The 17624-nt window shown below is 60.7% G+C and carries 16 protein-coding genes; 6 read left to right on the forward strand and 10 right to left on the reverse strand.

Annotated elements, in window-relative coordinates; translation table 11 throughout:
- Positions 1–5 precede the first annotated feature (5 nt).
- The 7 genes from ACZ3HH_RS23910 to ACZ3HH_RS23940 are packed head-to-tail and all read right to left on the reverse strand — an operon-like array spanning position 6 to position 8253.
- Positions 6–1145 (reverse strand): hypothetical protein, encoded by a 1140-nt coding sequence (locus ACZ3HH_RS23910; RefSeq protein WP_465808283.1) that lies wholly within the window; start codon positions 1143–1145, stop codon positions 6–8.
- Positions 1124–2569, reverse strand: a complete 1446-nt coding sequence (locus tag ACZ3HH_RS23915) for an alkaline phosphatase family protein (RefSeq protein WP_465808285.1) — start codon at positions 2567–2569, stop codon at positions 1124–1126. The genes ACZ3HH_RS23910 and ACZ3HH_RS23915 overlap by 22 nt, the downstream gene beginning before the upstream one ends.
- The gene (eboE, locus tag ACZ3HH_RS23920) at positions 2559–3791 is read right to left on the reverse strand and encodes a metabolite traffic protein EboE (protein WP_465808287.1); all 1233 of its coding nucleotides are present in this window, start codon (positions 3789–3791) and stop codon (positions 2559–2561) included. The genes ACZ3HH_RS23915 and eboE overlap by 11 nt, the downstream gene beginning before the upstream one ends.
- Positions 3788–4672, reverse strand: coding sequence for a TatD family hydrolase (locus tag ACZ3HH_RS23925; RefSeq protein ID WP_465808289.1), 885 nt, complete (start codon positions 4670–4672; stop codon positions 3788–3790). The genes eboE and ACZ3HH_RS23925 overlap by 4 nt, the downstream gene beginning before the upstream one ends.
- 37 nt (positions 4673–4709) lie before the next feature.
- Positions 4710–5483: an EboA domain-containing protein gene (locus tag ACZ3HH_RS23930; RefSeq protein WP_465808291.1), complete on the reverse strand. Its 774-nt coding sequence runs from the start codon at positions 5481–5483 to the stop codon at positions 4710–4712.
- A complete protein-coding gene (locus tag ACZ3HH_RS23935; protein WP_465808293.1) occupies positions 5480–6370 on the reverse strand; it encodes a UbiA family prenyltransferase in 891 nt (296 codons plus the stop codon). The genes ACZ3HH_RS23930 and ACZ3HH_RS23935 overlap by 4 nt, the downstream gene beginning before the upstream one ends.
- Complete coding sequence (locus ACZ3HH_RS23940) at positions 6367–8253, reverse strand: 3-dehydroquinate synthase (protein WP_465808295.1); 1887 nt, start codon at positions 8251–8253, stop codon at positions 6367–6369. The genes ACZ3HH_RS23935 and ACZ3HH_RS23940 overlap by 4 nt, the downstream gene beginning before the upstream one ends.
- A 405-nt stretch (positions 8254–8658) precedes the next feature.
- Between ACZ3HH_RS23940 and ACZ3HH_RS23945 the strand changes: the two genes are divergently transcribed.
- The 6 genes from ACZ3HH_RS23945 to otnI all read left to right on the forward strand — a co-directional run bounded on the left by ACZ3HH_RS23945 (position 8659) and on the right by otnI (position 14781).
- On the forward strand, positions 8659–9363 hold the full coding sequence (locus ACZ3HH_RS23945; RefSeq protein ID WP_465808297.1) for a FadR/GntR family transcriptional regulator: 705 nt from the start codon (positions 8659–8661) through the stop codon (positions 9361–9363).
- A gap of 41 nt (positions 9364–9404) precedes the next feature.
- Positions 9405–10310, forward strand: a complete 906-nt coding sequence (gene ltnD / locus ACZ3HH_RS23950; protein ID WP_465808299.1) for an L-threonate dehydrogenase — start codon at positions 9405–9407, stop codon at positions 10308–10310.
- Between the two features lie 10 nt (positions 10311–10320).
- Positions 10321–11613, forward strand: a complete 1293-nt coding sequence (gene otnK / locus ACZ3HH_RS23955; RefSeq protein WP_465808301.1) for a 3-oxo-tetronate kinase — start codon at positions 10321–10323, stop codon at positions 11611–11613.
- Between the two features lie 8 nt (positions 11614–11621).
- Positions 11622–12260 carry a 3-oxo-tetronate 4-phosphate decarboxylase gene (otnC, locus tag ACZ3HH_RS23960; RefSeq protein ID WP_465808303.1) on the forward strand — a complete coding sequence of 213 codons (639 nt, stop codon included), beginning with the start codon at positions 11622–11624 and terminating at the stop codon, positions 12258–12260.
- Between the two features lie 190 nt (positions 12261–12450).
- Positions 12451–13911, forward strand: coding sequence for a GntT/GntP/DsdX family permease (locus ACZ3HH_RS23965; protein ID WP_465808305.1), 1461 nt, complete (start codon positions 12451–12453; stop codon positions 13909–13911).
- Between the two features lie 87 nt (positions 13912–13998).
- Entirely contained in the window at positions 13999–14781 is a 783-nt protein-coding gene (gene otnI / locus ACZ3HH_RS23970; RefSeq protein WP_465808307.1) for a 2-oxo-tetronate isomerase, read from the forward strand.
- Positions 14782–14785: 4 nt separating this feature from the next.
- On the opposite strand, the gene ACZ3HH_RS23975 is transcribed toward otnI, so the two are convergent.
- The 3 genes from ACZ3HH_RS23975 to ACZ3HH_RS23985 form a co-directional block, all read right to left on the reverse strand.
- The gene (locus ACZ3HH_RS23975) at positions 14786–15604 is read right to left on the reverse strand and encodes a DeoR/GlpR family DNA-binding transcription regulator (protein ID WP_465808309.1); all 819 of its coding nucleotides are present in this window, start codon (positions 15602–15604) and stop codon (positions 14786–14788) included.
- A gap of 91 nt (positions 15605–15695) precedes the next feature.
- Positions 15696–16460: a substrate-binding periplasmic protein gene (locus tag ACZ3HH_RS23980; protein ID WP_465808500.1), complete on the reverse strand. Its 765-nt coding sequence runs from the start codon at positions 16458–16460 to the stop codon at positions 15696–15698.
- A gap of 129 nt (positions 16461–16589) precedes the next feature.
- Positions 16590–17495, reverse strand: a complete 906-nt coding sequence (locus ACZ3HH_RS23985) for an alpha/beta hydrolase (protein WP_465808311.1) — start codon at positions 17493–17495, stop codon at positions 16590–16592.
- Positions 17496–17624: the final 129 nt, after the last annotated feature.

Genomic DNA, 17624 nt, shown 5'->3' on the forward strand with positions numbered 1-17624 from the left:
GCTCCTTAGCGTTGCCACTGGGCGCGTTTGAGCGACCAGACAAAGTCCAGTTTGTTGTAACCGACGAAGGCCGACTCCGGCAGGAGGGCGGTGGGGTAGACGATGCCGCCCTGTTCTTTCATGGCGAAGTTGAAATAGCCCTTTTTCGCCGAATACGCGGCGGTGTCGTGGCAGGCAAAGCACGACGACTGGCTCTGAAAGGCTGACTCCAGCTGAGAGTTGGCCAGCAAGGTCGGGTTGGTCCTGGACTGGACTGCGATCAGTTCGTACTGCGACAACCCTGGATATTGGGCCTGGAACTGGCTATTGACGGGCTTGGCAGCGGCTATCGGCCCGGTACTGTTGGTCATCGGGGTGGGCGGGATGGCGTTGGTGACGGTGTATTTGCTGTTGTTAATGTTTTCGAAAGTGGTCCAGACCCAGCCGGGATTCAGTTTGTTGATGATGTGCAAGCCGCTCAGCGCTGCATAGCCGACCTGGTAGTTGCCGTCTTGCAGGTAATAGGCCTGGGCGATGTAGTAACCGTCGTTTTCCAGTGTCTGTTTGTAGGTCGCGTCGGAGCCGATCCACAACCAGGCGGACTTCAATTCCCAGGCGATGGACGGGAATTCCAGGTTGCTGGTCAAGTCGGCTTGACCATTCATGTTGTAGACCTGGCGTTGAACGACGTAATCGAAAGTGCCTTCGCCCATCAGCAGCTGAAAGCGCACGGGTTTGCCGGTTTCCGGCGCCGGCACCGCACCGCCCATTTCCAGAATCATGCCATCGACCTGTTGCGTGGCATTGAGGTTATGGAAGATTCGGGAGAGGTCCATTCCCTGCGCCTTGGCTTGCGTAAGCACCGCGCCCGGGGGCGGCACGGGCGTGCCATAAGGGGCGGGTTTGGCGCCATTGGGCAGGTAGACCTGGTCGGAGGGCTTCATGGATTCCCACTCGCGGTTGGGACTCCCCGCGGCGGCAGGCTGGTTCAAGCAGACGAACCAGTTCCAGGCCAGGGTTTCGGGGCTCTGGACAAACGCGGTCCGGGTCTTGTTGACGTCTCCTCCAAACTGCAGAAAATTGTTGCAGTCGAAGGTGTTCGGGCTCTGAGCCTGGGCCAAACCGGCCAAGGCACTCAGAACTGTTATAGAAATGGCGCGCCGCATGGAAGCTCCTTGGCATTGGCCAGGTCGGTGTGTGGGTGCCCCAGGAAATGCTGTAGGAGCAGTTGTTTCACCGCCGTGGCCGCAAGGTGCTGCGGCAACGGCAGATCGCAATTGGTGATGAGCAGCGGGCCGGTCTTCTCGCTGACGGGCAGGCGGCCATGGCTGCCGCGGACCAGTCCTGTATCCAGCGGAATCAGGTCCATGTAGTAGCGAAAGCCGAGCTTTTTCTGCAGCAGGCGGCGCGCCACTTTCAGTTTGGGGAAGCGAATGGCCGGGTCAATGAACAGCTCAAGCGGGTCGTAGCCGGGCTTGCGATGGATGTCCACGGTGCGGGCAAAGTCGGGTGCCTGACGATCGTCAAACCAATAGTAGTAATCGAACCAGTAACCCGGCGCGGCCACGGTCACCAGCTCGCCGCTGCGGGGATGATCCAGCTGCCAGGCGCGTTGTTCGGCTTTATCCAGCACCTGCTCAATGCCGGGTTGGCGCTGCAACAACGCTTTGACGCGAGGTATGTCTTGCGCCTGCTTCACGTAGACATGCGCGATCTGATGATCGGCCACGGCAAACGCAGCGCTGGCGCCAGGGTCGAGCAATTCCCAGGTCAGCGATTGGCGCACCTGCAACAAGCCTTCCGAGCGCAACAGCCGGTTGATGGAGACCGATTGCTGTACCGCTTCGATGCCGTATTCGGACAGCAGCATCACCGCCGCGCCTTGTTCCTGGGCAAAGTCCAGCAAACGACCCACTTCACTGTCGATGGCACGCACCTCGTCGGCAATCGATGGATGATCGGGGCCCAGGCGCTGCAGGCTGTAATCCAGATGGGGCAGGTAGACCAATTGCAGGTCGGGTCGGTCGAGCTGGAATTCGGCGATGGCGCAGTCGACGATCCAGCGGCTCGACGCGATGCCGGCCGCCGGGCCCCAGAAACTCGGAAACGGGAATTCGCCAATCTGCTGCTCGATGCGCTCGTGCAACGAGGCCGGTGATGAATACAGACCGAACATTTTGCGGCCGTCGGCCGGGTAGTGAGGGCGTGGGGTGATGGCGGCGTCCACGTCCGCATACATGTTGTACCACCAGAACAGCTGGCTGCAGCGAAACCCGGGGATCTCACGCTTGAGCTGCTGCCAGACCTTTTCCCCCTGGATCAATGCGTTGGGTTGCAGCCAGAAACGCACTTCGGCCTGATCGCGAAAATACCAGCCATTGCCGACGATACCGTGCTCCGACGGCGGCAGACCGGTGAGGATCGAGGCCTGCACCGTAGACGTGACGGCTGGAAACACCGGTTGCAGGCTGGCCATTTTTGCCGTTTTCAACAGGGCATTGATGTGAGGCGTCGCCGCCCCCAGCAGCACCGGGGTCAGCCCCACCACGTTGATCAGCAGCAACGGTTGACGCGGGTGATCAGAGGGCATCGGCGTACGCCTCCCACGCTTGGGTTTGCAGCAATTTTCGCTGGCGCAGTTGGTCTTCGACCCAGTGCAGTTCGGCGGCGATCCCCTGGAGTTGGGCGTGCTCGGTAGTGGGCCGCAACTGGGCGGGCAGGACGCCCCAACTATAGGTTTCCACTTCCAGCACCGGACGAAAATCCGCATGGTCTGCCAGAAAGTCGAAGGTCTGCGACAGGGCAATCTGACTGCCGCTGAGCTCGGGCAGCAGCAAGTGTTCGCTGAACAGTGGAATGTGGAAATGAATCCTCAGTTCGGGGTATTGCCCCGGACTTTTTGCGCAATCGTCGAGGGCGGCGGGAAGGTCTGCCCAAGCCAGTAACCGGCCCTGCGCATCGCGAGCTTTCACTTGATGCAGGTAGGTGGTTTCGGCAAAGTCGCTCAAGGTCTTGAGTACGTGTTCGCGCCGGTTGTCGTCTTCAGGGGGCAGGTGACAAATCAGGGCGTTGGACAGCTGGATCTTGCCGATGGGCACCCGGGCTTGACGCAGCTTTTCCAGCGATTGATAGCAGTGTTCGAAGACCACGGCCTGGTGGCAGACATCAAAACACAGCGCCAAATAGTCATGGTACGGGTCCGTGGCTTGGTAGCGATGGAAGAAGGCGATGGCCTGGTCGGTGTTTTCCAGCACGCAATCCGGCTCCATTTCCAGGCAGAACACGATCTTCTTGCCCGTCTCCAGATGCAGCCTGGCCAGTGCGGCCGTGAGTTGGCGCAGCAGATGCTCGGCACGCTGCTGTAAGGCCGGGTTCCAGCTAGCGGCATAGCCCAGCGGCACGGTGGAAATCACCCCCTGTTTACAGGCCGGGGGCAGGGCATCCGCGAGGATCCGCGCCAGATTCAGGCTGTACGCCAGCCGTTCCGGATCGGCCCAACTGGGCAAATACACCTCGGCTTTCACCGCGCCCTGATGAAATTGGCCGTAAGGAAAGCCGTTAAGCGAAGTCAGGCGTAGCCCGCTGCGTTGCAGCAGGCTCAGGAAGTCCGCGCGAGCCGATGCCTGTTGTAATTCGGACGCGGCGAGGGCGCTGATCCACAATCCACTGTCCTGCTCGTTCAACCCGCGCAGGGTTCGCACGCCCTGAAAATGCTGTTCGATGGAGGACCGTAGCCCAGCCAGGTCACGGGTCGGGTGCACATTGCTGCAATAACCGACCTGCGCGGCAGCCCAACCCGTGCCGGCACTCATTTGATCACCGGTTCCTGGCCCCGCAGGGCGGAGTTGTCCTGCCACTGCCGACGCTGATCGATGGGCAGTGGGGTGCTGACCAGGGCTTTGTCCAGTTGGCCGCTTTGGGCAAAAAAGTCCACCGGGTTGTGGAACAGCACCTGTTCGACCTGGGCCTCGGTGAAGCCGGCAGTCAGCATCGCCTCGCCCGTTTTGGGCACCTTGAGCGGGTCGCTGATCCCCCAGTCGGCGGCGCTGTTGACCACCATTTTCTCGGTGCCGTATTCCTTCAACAGGGCGACCATGCGCTGTTCCGACATCTTGGTATTGGGGTAGATCGAATGACCGCGCCAACAGTCGCTGTCCAGCACCAGAGGGAGGGTCAGTTCGTTGAGGTGGTCGATGATCACCAGGTGCTCGGCAATGCCCACTTCGCGAATCACCGCCAGGGTTCGTTTGGTGCCACCGATCTTGTCGCGGTGCGGGGTGTGCACCAGCACCGGCAAGTTGAACTGTTTGGCCAGTTCCAGCTGAGCGGCGAGAAAGCGATCCTCCTCGGGGGTGATGTCGTCGTAGCCGATTTCGCCCACCGCCACGACGCCGTCTTTCACCAGGTAGCGCGGCAGTATCTCCAGCACTTCATTGGCCACCGACAGGTCATTGGCTTCCTTGGGGTTGAGGCCGATGGTGCAGAAGTGATGGATGCCGAACATGCTGGCGCGAAAGCGCTCCCAGCCCAACAGGGTGTCGAAGTAGTCGATGAAGCTGCCGACACTGGTCCTGGCCTGGCCCTGCCAGAAGGCCGGCTCGATCACTCCGGTGATGCCGGCAGCGGCCATGTTCTGGTAGTCATCGGTGGTACGGCTGACCATATGAATATGCGGGTCGAAGTACTTGAGCATGGTGAATCCTCGTCAAGGGGAGGGGAGCCGTTGAGTATCAGTTCAGTGGGGTATCGGCCAAGTGCTCACGCCATTCGGGCGGCAAGCGATGCTGCTGACTCAGGCCGACCAGACGCTGGCGTTGCGCCGGGCTGAGCAGGTCGAAGGCAATCACCCGGGGTAGCCCGGCGGACACCGTTCGTTCGGCAGCGAGCTGTTCGTCCAGCAGGTCGAGGGCCAGTTGGTTGAGGGTGACGCTGTGTCGTTGCGTCAGGCCGATCAGGCGTCGTACGTCGAGCCCCATGCCCAGTGCCTTCAGCACCAGTTGATGGAAGGCCCGTTCGCTGTAGTGACGCGACGGGTAGAGGGTGTCCAGGGCGAGGGCGGCAAACACCTGGCTGTTGCTGGTACGCCCGGCCTGCAGCGCCAACTCGACGCATAGCCCACGGCTATCGAGCCAGTCGAGGGCTTTCAAGGTGGCGATCTTTTCCTGATCGTCCCCCCACATAAACAGCTGGCGCAGCAAGGGCAATTGCCCGGCGAGGGGTTGTTGCTCCAGTACCTGAGACAGCAACAACGCCCGCGCCATCTGGACGTTGCTCCAGCCGCAATTGTCGGGCAGCGCATGCTCCTTGAGGCTGCGCTTGCATTGGCTACTCAAGAGCGCAGCAGTGTTGGCGTCCGGGCGTTGGTCAAGCCGCTCCTGCGCCTGGCGCCACCACTGCAACTCAGTATCATCGAGCTGCTGGGTGAGGGCCTGGCGTTGTTCGGCAAGGCAGTCGTGGCGCATTTCGAGGGCCGCCGATGGCGGTGCAGTGACGTCCATGTTCATGTCGGCTTGATCCAGCGCTGGAAGTGTGGAAGCAGGAAAAACACCAGAACACATAACAGGCTGCCCAGTGGCTGGTTGGCCACCGCCAGCACCAGGGCATCGAACAGCGGCAGGGCCGCCAGGCCGGCGCCGATAAAGGCGCGGACTTGCCGTTGCTGCGGGTTGGCCAGGTGGCGCCAGTAGTGCCAGCCCAGCCAGCCAAGCCAGAGCAGCAGCACCGGCCAAAACCAGACGTTGTCGGAATAGAACGCCAGGGCCAGCGGGCTCATCATCAGGATCAGGGGGAGGCGGCTGAGTAACTGGTTGCGGTGTTCCTGGCGGGCCAGGTAGGTCAGGCCACTGATGTAGACGCCCAACAAAATGGCGCAGAGCCAGATCGGCTCCGGTGGCACCGCGAGGCTGGCCGCCGCAGTGAGGTAGAGGGCCGAGCGGCAGGCCCCCATCAGCCAGACGCTGTGGGCGTATTTCTTGTGCAGCAGGTTGTAGCCGAGGATGCAGCCCACCAGCAGGGTGGCGCTGCCCAGCAACCAGTGCGGTTGGTCGATCAGTCGGCTCAGGCCCAGTACCGAAGCTGCGGCCAGCATCAGCAACAGCGCAGTGGCCAGGCCCACTTGCTGTCGACTGACCAGACCCAAAGTGATAGGGCGGGGATTATGGTGCTGTTGGTCCCAGTCGGCGTCGAGCAGGTCGTTCAACAACATGCCGGCCAGATACAACAGCGACAGTGCGGCCAGCAGCAGGATCCACACCAGGGACGACGGCGGCGCCAGCGCTCCGGCGCTACTGGCCAGCAGGGCGGCGGCCAGAGTGTTGGTCCACACGGTGGGCAGGTTGGACACCCGACCCAGGGTCATCCAGGTCTTCAGGTTCAGCGGTGTCTGGCTCATTGTGCGCAGCCCTCGCCAAAGGTGAGCGCCGGGCCGATGTAGGTGGACAGTCGCTGCAACGCTTGCTCCATCCGCGCGGCATCGATTTCATGCAGGTCCACCGACTCGCCGATCCGGCTGAGCATGGGGATGGAGAGTTGCCCACCCAAGTGCTGGCGGAATTCCTCCAGCCCGAGCAAAACCTGTGAGCGCCCCTGTGGATCTTTCAAGGTCAGTTCCGGTGGGCACAAGCTGAAGCCGAGCTTGAGCAGCAGGGACAGAACACGTTCGGTGTCAGCATCGTTCAACAGCCCGAGGGCATTGGCATAGAGTCCATCCAGGGCCATGCCCACGGCCACGGCTTCGCCATGGCGCAGCCGGTGGTGGCTGAGATTTTCCAGTTTGTGCGCGGCCCAGTGCCCGTAATCCAGTGGCCGCCCATTACCGCGTTCGAAGGGGTCGCCAGCACCGGTGATGTGCGCCAGGTGCAGTTCGGCGCAGCGGCGGATGGCATAGCGGCTGGCCGGGTGATCGAAGTGGGCGAGGGCGTCGGCCTGTTGCTCCATCCATTGGAAAAACGCCTGGTCCTTGATCAGCGCCACCTTTACCGCCTCGGCCAGCCCGGCGATCTGGTCGCGGCGGGTCAGGCTGGTCAGCAGCTGGAAGTCGTTGATCACCGCGGTGGCGGGGTAGAAGGTTCCCAGCAGGTTCTTCTGGCCGAAAGCATTGATGCCGTTTTTCACACCGATGCCGGCATCGTTCTGGGCCAGCACCGTACTCGGGATACGAATCAGGCGAATGCCGCGATGGAAGGTGGCGCTGGCGTAGCCCACCGCATCCAGCACCGCGCCACCCCCCAGGGCCAGGACATAGCAATGTCGGTCCAGCCCATGTTGCAGCATGTCGCTGTACAGCTGCTGCAACACCTGTGAATCCTTGCTCAGCTCGCCGGCCGGAACCGCAATCGGCGCGGCTTGCAAATGCAGATCCGTCGCATGGGCGCCAAAGTAGGCATCGATCTGTTCCAGCAGGTGCGGGGCGCTGCGCAACAGATTTTCATCTGCGAACACCAGCACCGCCACTGGGCCTATGTGCTGTGGGGTGAGTCGTGCAGTGAGCTGGCGGTGCAGGCAGGGGTTGGACGGATCGAACAGGTGATCGGTAAACACCACCGGGTAGTCGTAACTGACCTCGAATCGCCCGTGCAGTGGTTGCTCCGCGCTGTGTCTGTGCAAGGTCTTGAACAGGCTGTACCCGGCGATAAACAGCCCGGGCAACACCATGCTGGCGAGAAGGGTCACCAGCAGCGCGTTCTGCTCGACGAGGAAGGTGCCGATGGCGCTGTAGGCCAGTGCCAGGCCGGCATTGGCCAGGGTGGTGACCAGCACAAAAGCGCGCAGTGGATAACGCTGCATACCGGCGGCGACCACTGAGGTTTCCGCCAATACCGGCACGCCGCGCAGGCAGATCAACGACAGCGTGCCCAACCGGTACGCCAGCTGCCCCGGCTGGCGCTGATGCAGACCCAGGCGACCGGACAGCAGACGAAAATAGCCCGCCCCCAACGCATAACCCAGCCCGGCACCCAGGCACAGGCCAATGAAAATCACCAGGTAGCCACCGAGACTGCCGAGCATGGCCACGGCCAGCAGCGCCACCATGCTCGAAGGCACCGGCAGCACCACGTCCAGCGCCAGCAGGGCGATCAGCAGCAGCGCCAGGTTGAGTTTCTGGGAAGGTGTCGAGGGCAGGTACAGGTTGAGATGGGTCAGGAAGTCCTGGATTTGTTGTTCGAACAACAGAAAGCTGGCGATCACCAAGCCTGAGAAGCAAAGCAATGAAATCCAGAAATGTCCGGCAGGCCCTCTTTTCGAGAGCGCACGATACCAACAGCTGCGCTTCATCAAGCATCCCTCTTAATTTTTATGACTGATTCCGTGTCAGTAATTAAAAGCAGCGTCTGGTTTTTTTTAGGTAAATAGACTCTCTCGCCTGAGGGGCTGGTTAGGTGCGGTTGATTGCGCTTGTAGAGCTAGTTGTGAACTTAGACGGTCGTGGTGTTTTTGCAAGCTCGCCTGATGGCAATTTGATTTTTCAACGACGCCTTCTGAAAACACCCTTTTCCAGCCGAATGGGTGCATTGGCAAGACGTCAATGTGCCCCATTGAGTCAATGCATCTGAGCGGCACGTCAGTGCAGTGTTAAAAAATGTTATTTTAAAAAAACACTTCACATAATCCGTTCATTGGGGGATTATCTGCTCAACCTGTATGACAACCTGATAACAAGACAAAAACAGGATGGCTACGATGTTCGACAAGGTCCCGACTCATGTGCTGAGTGACAGCGTCGCTCAGCAGCTGCTGGACAAGATTGAGAACGGTGTGTTCGCCACCGGTAGCAAATTGCCCAGTGAAGCCATGCTCTCAGAAGCCTTCGGTGTCAGTCGCACTGTGGTCCGCGAAGCCATTTCCCGCCTCAAGAACGAAGGCGTGCTGCAGCCCCAACAAGGGCGCGGCATCTTCGTCACCGCCAACGCCAATATCCGCCCGCTGCGTATCGATTACACCGAAGCCAATCTGCCCGGCAGTGTCTTTCACCTGTTGGCATTGCGGCGTGCCATCGAGGCGGAAATCGCCAGCGAGGCGGCGCTCAATCGCAGCGAGGCGGATCTGGTGCAGATTGACGAGGCACTGGCACGCATTGATGAAGAGGTCGATGAAGGGCAGGACGGTGTTCGCGCCGATGTGGCTTTTCACCGCGCCATCGCTCAAGCCACAGGCAATCCCTACTTTCTCAAGACCCTGGAATTCGTCAGTCAGTACCTGGAGGCCGCCACCCGCATCACTCGCACCAACGAGGCGGGCAGGGCGGATTTCTCCCGTCAGGTGCATGAAGAACATCAAGCGATCGTGGCGGCCATTCGGCTGCGCGATCCACTCGCCGCCGGGCATGCCGCCCGTGCCCATATCTACAACGCGGCCCGCCGCCTGCGCCTTGCTGGCGTGGAATAGGCCGCCGCTTTTCTCATAAGCAGCTATCTCGGGAGTGCCCCATGAATAACAAGAATGTCGGTGTCGTCGGTCTGGGCGCGATGGGCCTGGGCATTGCACGCTCACTGTTGCGCAGTGGCTTTAATGTGCATGCCTGTGATGTGCGTGCCGCGGTGACGGAACAGTTTGCCAGCGAGGGCGGCGTGGCGTGCGCTTCACCCGCGCACATGGCCGCAGAATGCGACGTGATCATTACCGTGGTGGTGAATGCCGAGCAGACCGAAACCGTATTGTTTGGCGAGGGTGGTGCCGTCGCTGCGTTGCGCCCGGGCAGTCTGGTGATCGGTTGCGCCACCGTGGCGCCGACCTATGCCGTGGATCTGGGGCAGCGCCTGACCGCGCAAGGCTTGCGGTATCTGGATGCCCCGATTTCCGGTGGCGCAGCCAAGGCGGCTGCCGGTGAAATGACCATGATGACGTCTGGCCCGGCCGACGCTTATGCCAAGGCCGACGCGGTTCTTGCAGGCATGGCCGGCAAAGTCTATCGCCTGGGTGACACCCATGGCCTGGGCTCGAAGGTCAAGATCATCAACCAGCTGCTCGCCGGGGTACACATTGCTGCCTCCGCCGAAGCCATGGCGCTGGGCCTGCGTGAAGGGGTCGATGCCGATGCGCTTTACGAAGTGATCACCCACAGCGCCGGTAATTCCTGGATGTTCGAAAACCGCGTGCCGCACATTCTCAAGGCCGATTACACGCCGTTGTCCGCGGTGGATATTTTCGTCAAGGACCTGGGCCTGGTGCTGGATACCGCACGGGCCAGCAAATTCCCGCTGCCGCTGTCGGCCACCGCTCACCAGATGTTCATGCAGGCATCCAGTGCAGGTTTCGGTCGTGAAGACGATTCGGCGGTGATCAAGATTTTCCCCGGCATCGAATTGCCAACTGCCAAGACTGAGCCGGTTTGAGGAACGCCCAATGAACACAACCACTGCACGCCCATTACTGGGTTGCATCGCCGACGATTTCACCGGTGCCACGGACCTTGCCAACATGCTGGTTCGCGGCGGTATGCGCACCGTGCAAAGCATCGGCATTCCGAGCAGCGAAGTGGCGGCGGGGCTTGATGCCGATGCGATTGTCATCGCACTGAAGTCACGCACGATTCCCGTCGCCGAAGCGGTCGAACAGTCTCTTGCCGCGCTGGCCTGGCTGCGCGAGCAAGGCTGCGAGCAGATTTTCTTCAAGTACTGCTCGACGTTTGACTCCACCGCGGCCGGCAATATCGGCCAGGTCAGCGAAGCGCTGCTGGCGGCGCTGGGCAGTGACTTCACCCTGGCGTGCCCGGCGTTCCCGGAGAATGGCCGGACGATCTTTCGCGGCCACTTGTTTGTGCAGGATCAACTGCTCAGCGAATCGGGCATGCAGCATCACCCGCTGACGCCGATGACCGATGCCAATCTGGTTCGGGTGCTGCAATCGCAGACTGCCCTGAACGTCGGCCTATTGCGCTACGACACCATTGCCCAAGGGGCCGAGCCGGTGCGTCAGCGAATCAAAGAGTTGCGGGCTCAAGGTGTCGGCATGGCGATTGCCGATGCCTTGTCGGACCGCGATCTGTACACCCTCGGCACCGCCTGCGCCGATTTGCCGCTGCTGACCGGCGGTTCGGGGCTGGCCCTGGGCTTGCCGGAAAACTTCCGTCGCGCAGGCAAATTGCGTGATCTCGATGCCTCGAAACTTCCGGCAGTATCGGGCGGTGAAGTGGTGTTGGCCGGCAGCGCTTCGATCGCCACCAATGGCCAAGTCGCGGCCTGGCTCGAAGCCGGTCGGCCGGCGCTACGGATTGATCCATTGGCCCTGGCGGCCGGTGAACCGGTGGTTGCCCAGGCCCTGGCCTTCGCCAAGAACAATGAACACACCGTATTGATCTACGCCACCAGCGCACCGGACGAGGTTAAGGCGGTGCAACAGCAGCTCGGCGTCGAGCAAGCTGGCAGTCTGGTGGAAAACGCTTTTGGCGAAATTGCCGAGGGCCTGCGCCAGAGCGGCGTACGACGCTTCGTGATTGCTGGCGGTGAAACCTCGGGCGCGGTGGTTCAGGCACTGGGTGTGCAATTGCTGCAGATCGGCGCACAGATCGATCCGGGTGTACCGGCGACGGTCAGCAGCACGGATGAACCTCTGGCCCTGGCGCTCAAATCGGGCAACTTCGGTGGTCGGGATTTCTTCAGCAAAGCCTTGAAGCAACTGGCCGGGGATGTGCAATGAACGGTGCAGTGAGTAATGAAAACGCCCTGCGCGAAGAAATCTGCCAAGTCGGTCGCAGCCTTTATGAGCGCGGTTACACCGTCGGCAGCGCCGGCAATATCAGTGCGCGCCTGGATGACGGTTGGCTGATCACACCGACCGATGTCTGCCTCGGCCGCCTCGATCCGGCGACCATCGCCAAGGTCAATCTGGCCGGCGAATGGGTCTCTGGTGACAAGCCTTCGAAGACCCTGGCGTTGCATCGCCAGGTCTACGACCGCAACCCGAGTGTCGGTGGCGTGGTGCATACCCATTCCACTCATCTGGTGGCGTTGACGCTCGCAGGTGTCTGGCAGCCGGACAACATCCTGCCGCCGCTGACGCCCTATCAGGTGATGAAAGTCGGGCCTGTCCCGTTGATTGGTTACCAGCGGCCCGGTTCACCGAAGGTGGCCGAACAGGTCGCGCAATTGGCCAACAGCGTTCGCGGCGTGATGCTCGAACGGCTGGGGCCGGTGGTCTGGGAGAGTTCAGTCTCCAGGGCCAGCTACGCCCTGGAAGAACTCGAGGAAACCGCGCGGCTGTGGCTGATGAGCAATCCCAAGCCCGAGCCGCTCGATCAGGCAGCGCTGGACGAGCTGCGAGTGACCTTCGGCGCGCACTGGTAGAGCTGTGATTTTTTAACACGAACACGACAGACCGATAACGCAGGCCCTGTTCGGGAGACGCGCAGCGACTTCCCACGACCCCGGCTTGCCTGAAAAATACAATAACAAGAGGACATCCAGGCATGACTCACGTTCACTGCGACATTTTCAGAACAACCCTTTCGTTCAGCCGATGTGGAGGGCTTCTGAAATGAGCCCGTTAATCCTGATGGTTACCGCGGGGCTAGGGATCGCTCTGTTGTTGTTTCTGGTGCTCAAGTACAAGTTCCAGCCCTTCGTGGCGTTGATGCTGGTGAGCATTCTGGTGGCGCTGGTGGCTGGGGTGAAGCCGGCCGATCTGGTCGCCACCATCGAAGGCGGCATGGGCAAGACCCTGGGCCATATCGCGATCATCATTGCCCTGGGCGCGATGATCGGGCGGATCATCGAACTCTCCGGCGGTGCCGAGGCGCTGGCCAAGACGCTGATTAGCCGTTTCGGCAACCGCCGCACGCCACTGGCGCTGACGATTGCCGGATTCATGGTCGGGGTGCCGGTGTTCTTCGAGGTCGGCGTGATTATTCTGATGCCGTTGGCCTATGGCGTCGCTCGCAGTGCTCGCAAGCCGTTGTTGGTATTTGCGCTGCCGATGTGCGCTGCGTTGCTGACCGTACACGCCTTCCTGCCGCCACACCCGGGGGCGGTGGCTGCTGCCAGCCAGTTGGGTGCAGACCTCGGCCGCGTGCTGATGTTCGGCCTGCCGCTGACTGCGTTCCTTTGCTATGTCGGCTATCGCGTGGCCGGGCGCATGACCCGTCGGGTGTACCCGATGACCGATGATATTCGTGCCGAGGTCTATGGCCCGCATGTCACCAACGAGGACTTGGCCGCTTGGTCCAATGGCCACGACAATAGCACTGAACGAGCGGCTGTGGCCGTGTCGCACATGGGCCTGGAAGAGTCCACCAGCAGCATCGTTTCCAAGTTGCCGCCGGCACCAGCGCCGGGTTTTGGTTTGATCGTCAGCCTGATTGTGTTGCCGATCATTCTGATTCTGCTGGGAACGCTGTCCACCTCGTTGCTGCCTGCCGACTCGATCCTGCGCGGCATCATGACCGTGCTCGGTGCGCCGCTGGTGGCGCTGCTGATCGATACTTTGCTGTGTGCCTGGTTGCTGGGTTCGCGTCGGGGCTGGAGTCGTACTCAGGTGTCTGACGTGATCGGTTCGGCCTTGCCTGGCGTGGCCATGGTGATCCTGATTGCCGGCGCCGGCGGTGTGTTCGGCAAGGTGTTGGTGGATACCGGAATCGGCGCTGTGGTCTCCGATATGCTGCGCACCACCGGTCTGCCGGTACTCGCGCTGGGCTTTCTGCTGACCATGCTGCTGCGTGCGGTTCAGGGGTCGACCACGGTGGCACTGGTGACCACCGCCGGCATTATCAGCCCGCTGATCGCTACCCTCGATCTCACGGCAAACCACATGGCACTGTTGTGCCTGGCCATGGGTGGTGGCGGGTTGGCCATGTCCCATATCAATGATGCCGGTTACTGGATCTTCACCAAATTGTCCGGGCTGAACGTGGCCGACGGCTTGCGCACCTGGACGGTGTTGACCACCTTGCTCGGCACGTTGGGTTTCGGTATTACCTTGCTGATCTGGCCGTTTGTCTAACGCACTGTCGACTTGTAGGAGCCAGCGGTGCGGCGATCCGACTTGCCGCACCGCTGGCTCCTACAAAAAACATACATAGGAGCTACCATGCCTCGTTTTGCCGCCAACCTCAGCATGCTCTATCCAGAACATGAGTTTCTGGACCGCTTCGCCGCCGCTGCCGCCGATGGCTTCGAAGCCGTGGAATACCTGTTTCCCTACGACTACAGCGCTCAGGAACTCAAACAGCGCTTGAGCGACAACGGCCTGGTGCAGGCATTGTTCAACGCACCGCCCGGCGATTGGGCGGCGGGCGAGCGCGGCACGGTGTCGTTGCCGGGGCGGGAGAGTGAATTTCGTAGCGGCTTCGATCGCGCGCTGGAATATGCCGCGGTGCTGGGCAACTCGCGTATCCATGTGATGGCCGGGCTGCTGCCGTCGGAAAGCGATCGCCCGCGCCATCACGGCGTGTACCTGGAGAACCTGGCTTACGCCACCGCGCAGGCCACCAAGGCGGGTATCACGGTGTTGCTGGAACCGATCAATACGCGGGACATGCCGGGCTTTTTCCTCAACCGCCAGGATCAGGCCCAGGCCATCTGCAAGGAAGTGGGCGCGAGTAACCTGAAGGTTCAGTTCGACTGCTACCACTGCCAGATCGTCGAAGGCGACCTGGCGACTAAACTGCGTCGGGACTTCGACGGCATCGGTCATATCCAGATCGCCGGCGTGCCGGATCGACATGAGCCGGACCTGGGAGAAGTCAATTACCCTTATCTGTTCGAGTTGATCGATCAGTTGGGTTATGACGGCTGGGTAGGGTGCGAATATCGGCCGCGTGGTAACACATCGGCCGGTTTGCAATGGCTGCGTGACTGGAAGGCGCGCTAACGCCTTACACGTTGTTATCGGAAGGCAACAGCAGTTCGACACCCTGCTTGCGGATGCTATCGGCTGCGGCAGGGGTCAGCGCGTCGTCGCTGAGGATGATGTCGAACTGCTCGAGTCCGGCGATCCGGTACATGCTGAACGTGCCGTACTTTGAACTGCTGGCCACCAGCACCACTTGCGAGGCCGATTGCATCGCGACTTGCTTGACTTCCACCTTCAGCGCCGAAGGCGTGGTAAGGCCGCGACGCAAATCCCAGGAACTGGTGGAGATGAACGCGATATCGGTGACGACCTGGCGCAAGGTGGCCACCGCCAGACCGCCCACGCACGATTGATTGGAATGATCCAGCTGCCCGCCAGTGTGAATCACTGTGACATGGGGCGCATCGATCAGCGCCTGGACAATCCCGAAGTCGTTGGTCACCACGGTCATGCCCGACAGCGCCTTGATGTACGGGACAATCTCCAGCGTGCTCGTCCCCGCGTCCAGATAAATCGTCATATCGGCATGCAGTAGCCGGGCGGCCAGCTTGGCCATCGCCTGCTTTTGCGGCAACTCGACCACCGCCTTGATCTGATGGCTGGGTTCGCTATGGAGCTGGCTGGCGATTCGCACGCCACCGGTGACCGAATAAGCCCGGCCTTCCTGTTCAAGCAGCGCGATATCGCGGCGAATGGTCATGTGCGAACATTCGAACATTTCCATCAACTGATGAACGCTCAGCACCTGATGCTTGCGCAATTGACGCAGCATCAATTCACGGCGCTGTTCAGGGATCATCGGTGCGCCGCTGTCGGCGGCGATGTCCTTTTGACTAGGCATTCGGGCTCCAGAATGAAGAAATCCGCCAACGGGGAAAGCGGGGCAAACATAGTAGCGAATCTATGGTGAAGGGACGAGTTGTTGCGGATCGTCATGGCGATAAATAGCTCTGCTGTATACGCGCCAAAGTGCCGTCAGCACGAAGCGTTTCAACCGCCTTGCGCAAGTCTTGCACCAGTTGAGCGGAGCAAAGCCTGGAGCAAGCCAGATAGAGCTCCGCTCTGCTCATGACGGGGCTCATGAACAGCTTGCGTTCAGACACCTTCGGCCAGATGTATTGACTCTCGGGAACACCATTGAACCAGGCATCAATGCGACCTTTCAAAAGCATCTGCGCAGGGTTGTCGCCAATGGTCAGCGGGTAGATCTGCTCGTCGCTGAAGCCTTGTGCACGCAGGATTTCCTCCTGAGCGCTGCCCAGGCCGACACCGATCACCCGGTAGGTTTTTTTCGCTTGGGCGAAGCTGCTCACCGGCCGGTCGAGGCTGAAAAAAGCGCGCTCCATGGGCATGATTGACGTGATCCAGGTGAAGCGATCTTCGCGTTCCGGCGTGCGCGACAAGGGGGCTATCAAAATATCCTGCTTCTCGCTGACGTACTTCTGCGATCTGGCCCAGGGAAGCACCTGGACATGAGCGACATAGCCGGCGTTGGCAATGGCCGTCAGAACGGCTTCTCCGACCATTCCGTGACCCTTGGCATCATCGACAAACGTCAGGGGCGGCGCGTCCGGGATATACAACTCAAGCGGTGATGGCGCGCCAGATGCGTTACCAGCAATAAGCAACGATACCGACAGACAAAACCTGCAAAGCGCTTTTGTATTGGTAATTAATACCCATGAGCTCTCGCTCATGGTTGATAGTTCAGGCATTGAACGTGGAAGGGCGCCACAAATCACCAGTTGATCACAGGGAGGATGAGTCTACCGGCCGTTGTTTATTAGTGGATACGGTATCGACCCGCATTCTACGCAAACTTGAAGTCAGGACATATCTTCCCCCAGGTGCCGAAGAAGGAAAGTGCTGATCTGGTCCAGTGCTCGGCGGGCTTCTTCGAGTTGATCGCTCATGGTCTGGAAGACATGGATCATTCCCGGCCAGACGTCCAGGTATACCGCCACTTCAGCGCTGGCCAGGCGGCTGGCGAGCCGGGTTGAATCGTCCAGCAGGCATTCCCGACTGCCTACCTGGATCAGCACTGGCGGTAGACTCCGAAGGTCACCGTATAAGGGGGAGGCCAGCGGATTCCGTGGCTCGGCGCCCTGCAAATAGGTGTCGGCCATAATGGTCTTGCCAGCAAGCGGGCCGAGCAATGGATCTCGAGCCTTCTGCAAATTCCAGGACTCTGCGGTCTGAGCCATGTCTACCCAAGGCGACATCACTACCGCAGCCGCGGGCAACGGCAAACCAGCGGCCTTGGCAGCCAGCATCAGGGCCATGCACAGACCGCCACCGGCACTGTCGCCGGCCAGCACCAGGTGCTCGACGTTCACACCGTTTTCGAGGAGTGCGCGGTAGACATCCAGAGCGTCCTCTACGGCGGCCGGGAAAGGGTGTTCCGGGGCCAGGCGGTAATCGATGCAAAGGGTACGAATCCCGCTGCGGGCTGCCAGTTGGCTGACGAGCGGGCGATAGGCCTGGGCGCTGCCGAATGAGTAGCCTCCGCCATGCAGATACAGCAACACGAAGTCTGGCCGGGCATCTGTGGGAATGGCCCAAAGTCCGCTGACGCTGGCCAGGTTGGCGACCTCAAAGGTCACGCCCTCGGCACAGGAGCCGGCGCCGAAGAGTTGTTCGGCCTGTTGACGCTGTTGATCGACAGTCAGCGAGCTGAGGGGGGGCAGTTTGCTGAGCTGTTCAATGATGCCGTCGATGCTGTTGAGGGGCATGTGGACTCCGGGCGCGTGTTATGGGGTAAACAAGTTAACTTCAATCATAGTTAATTAGCATAACTATATTGGCAAGATAATTTCGTTTCACCCTCATCTGTGTCGGGTAGCCGTTGCTCCGCCAACCTC

The sequence above is a fragment of the Pseudomonas sp. PME37.24/025 genome, from assembly GCF_055556615.1.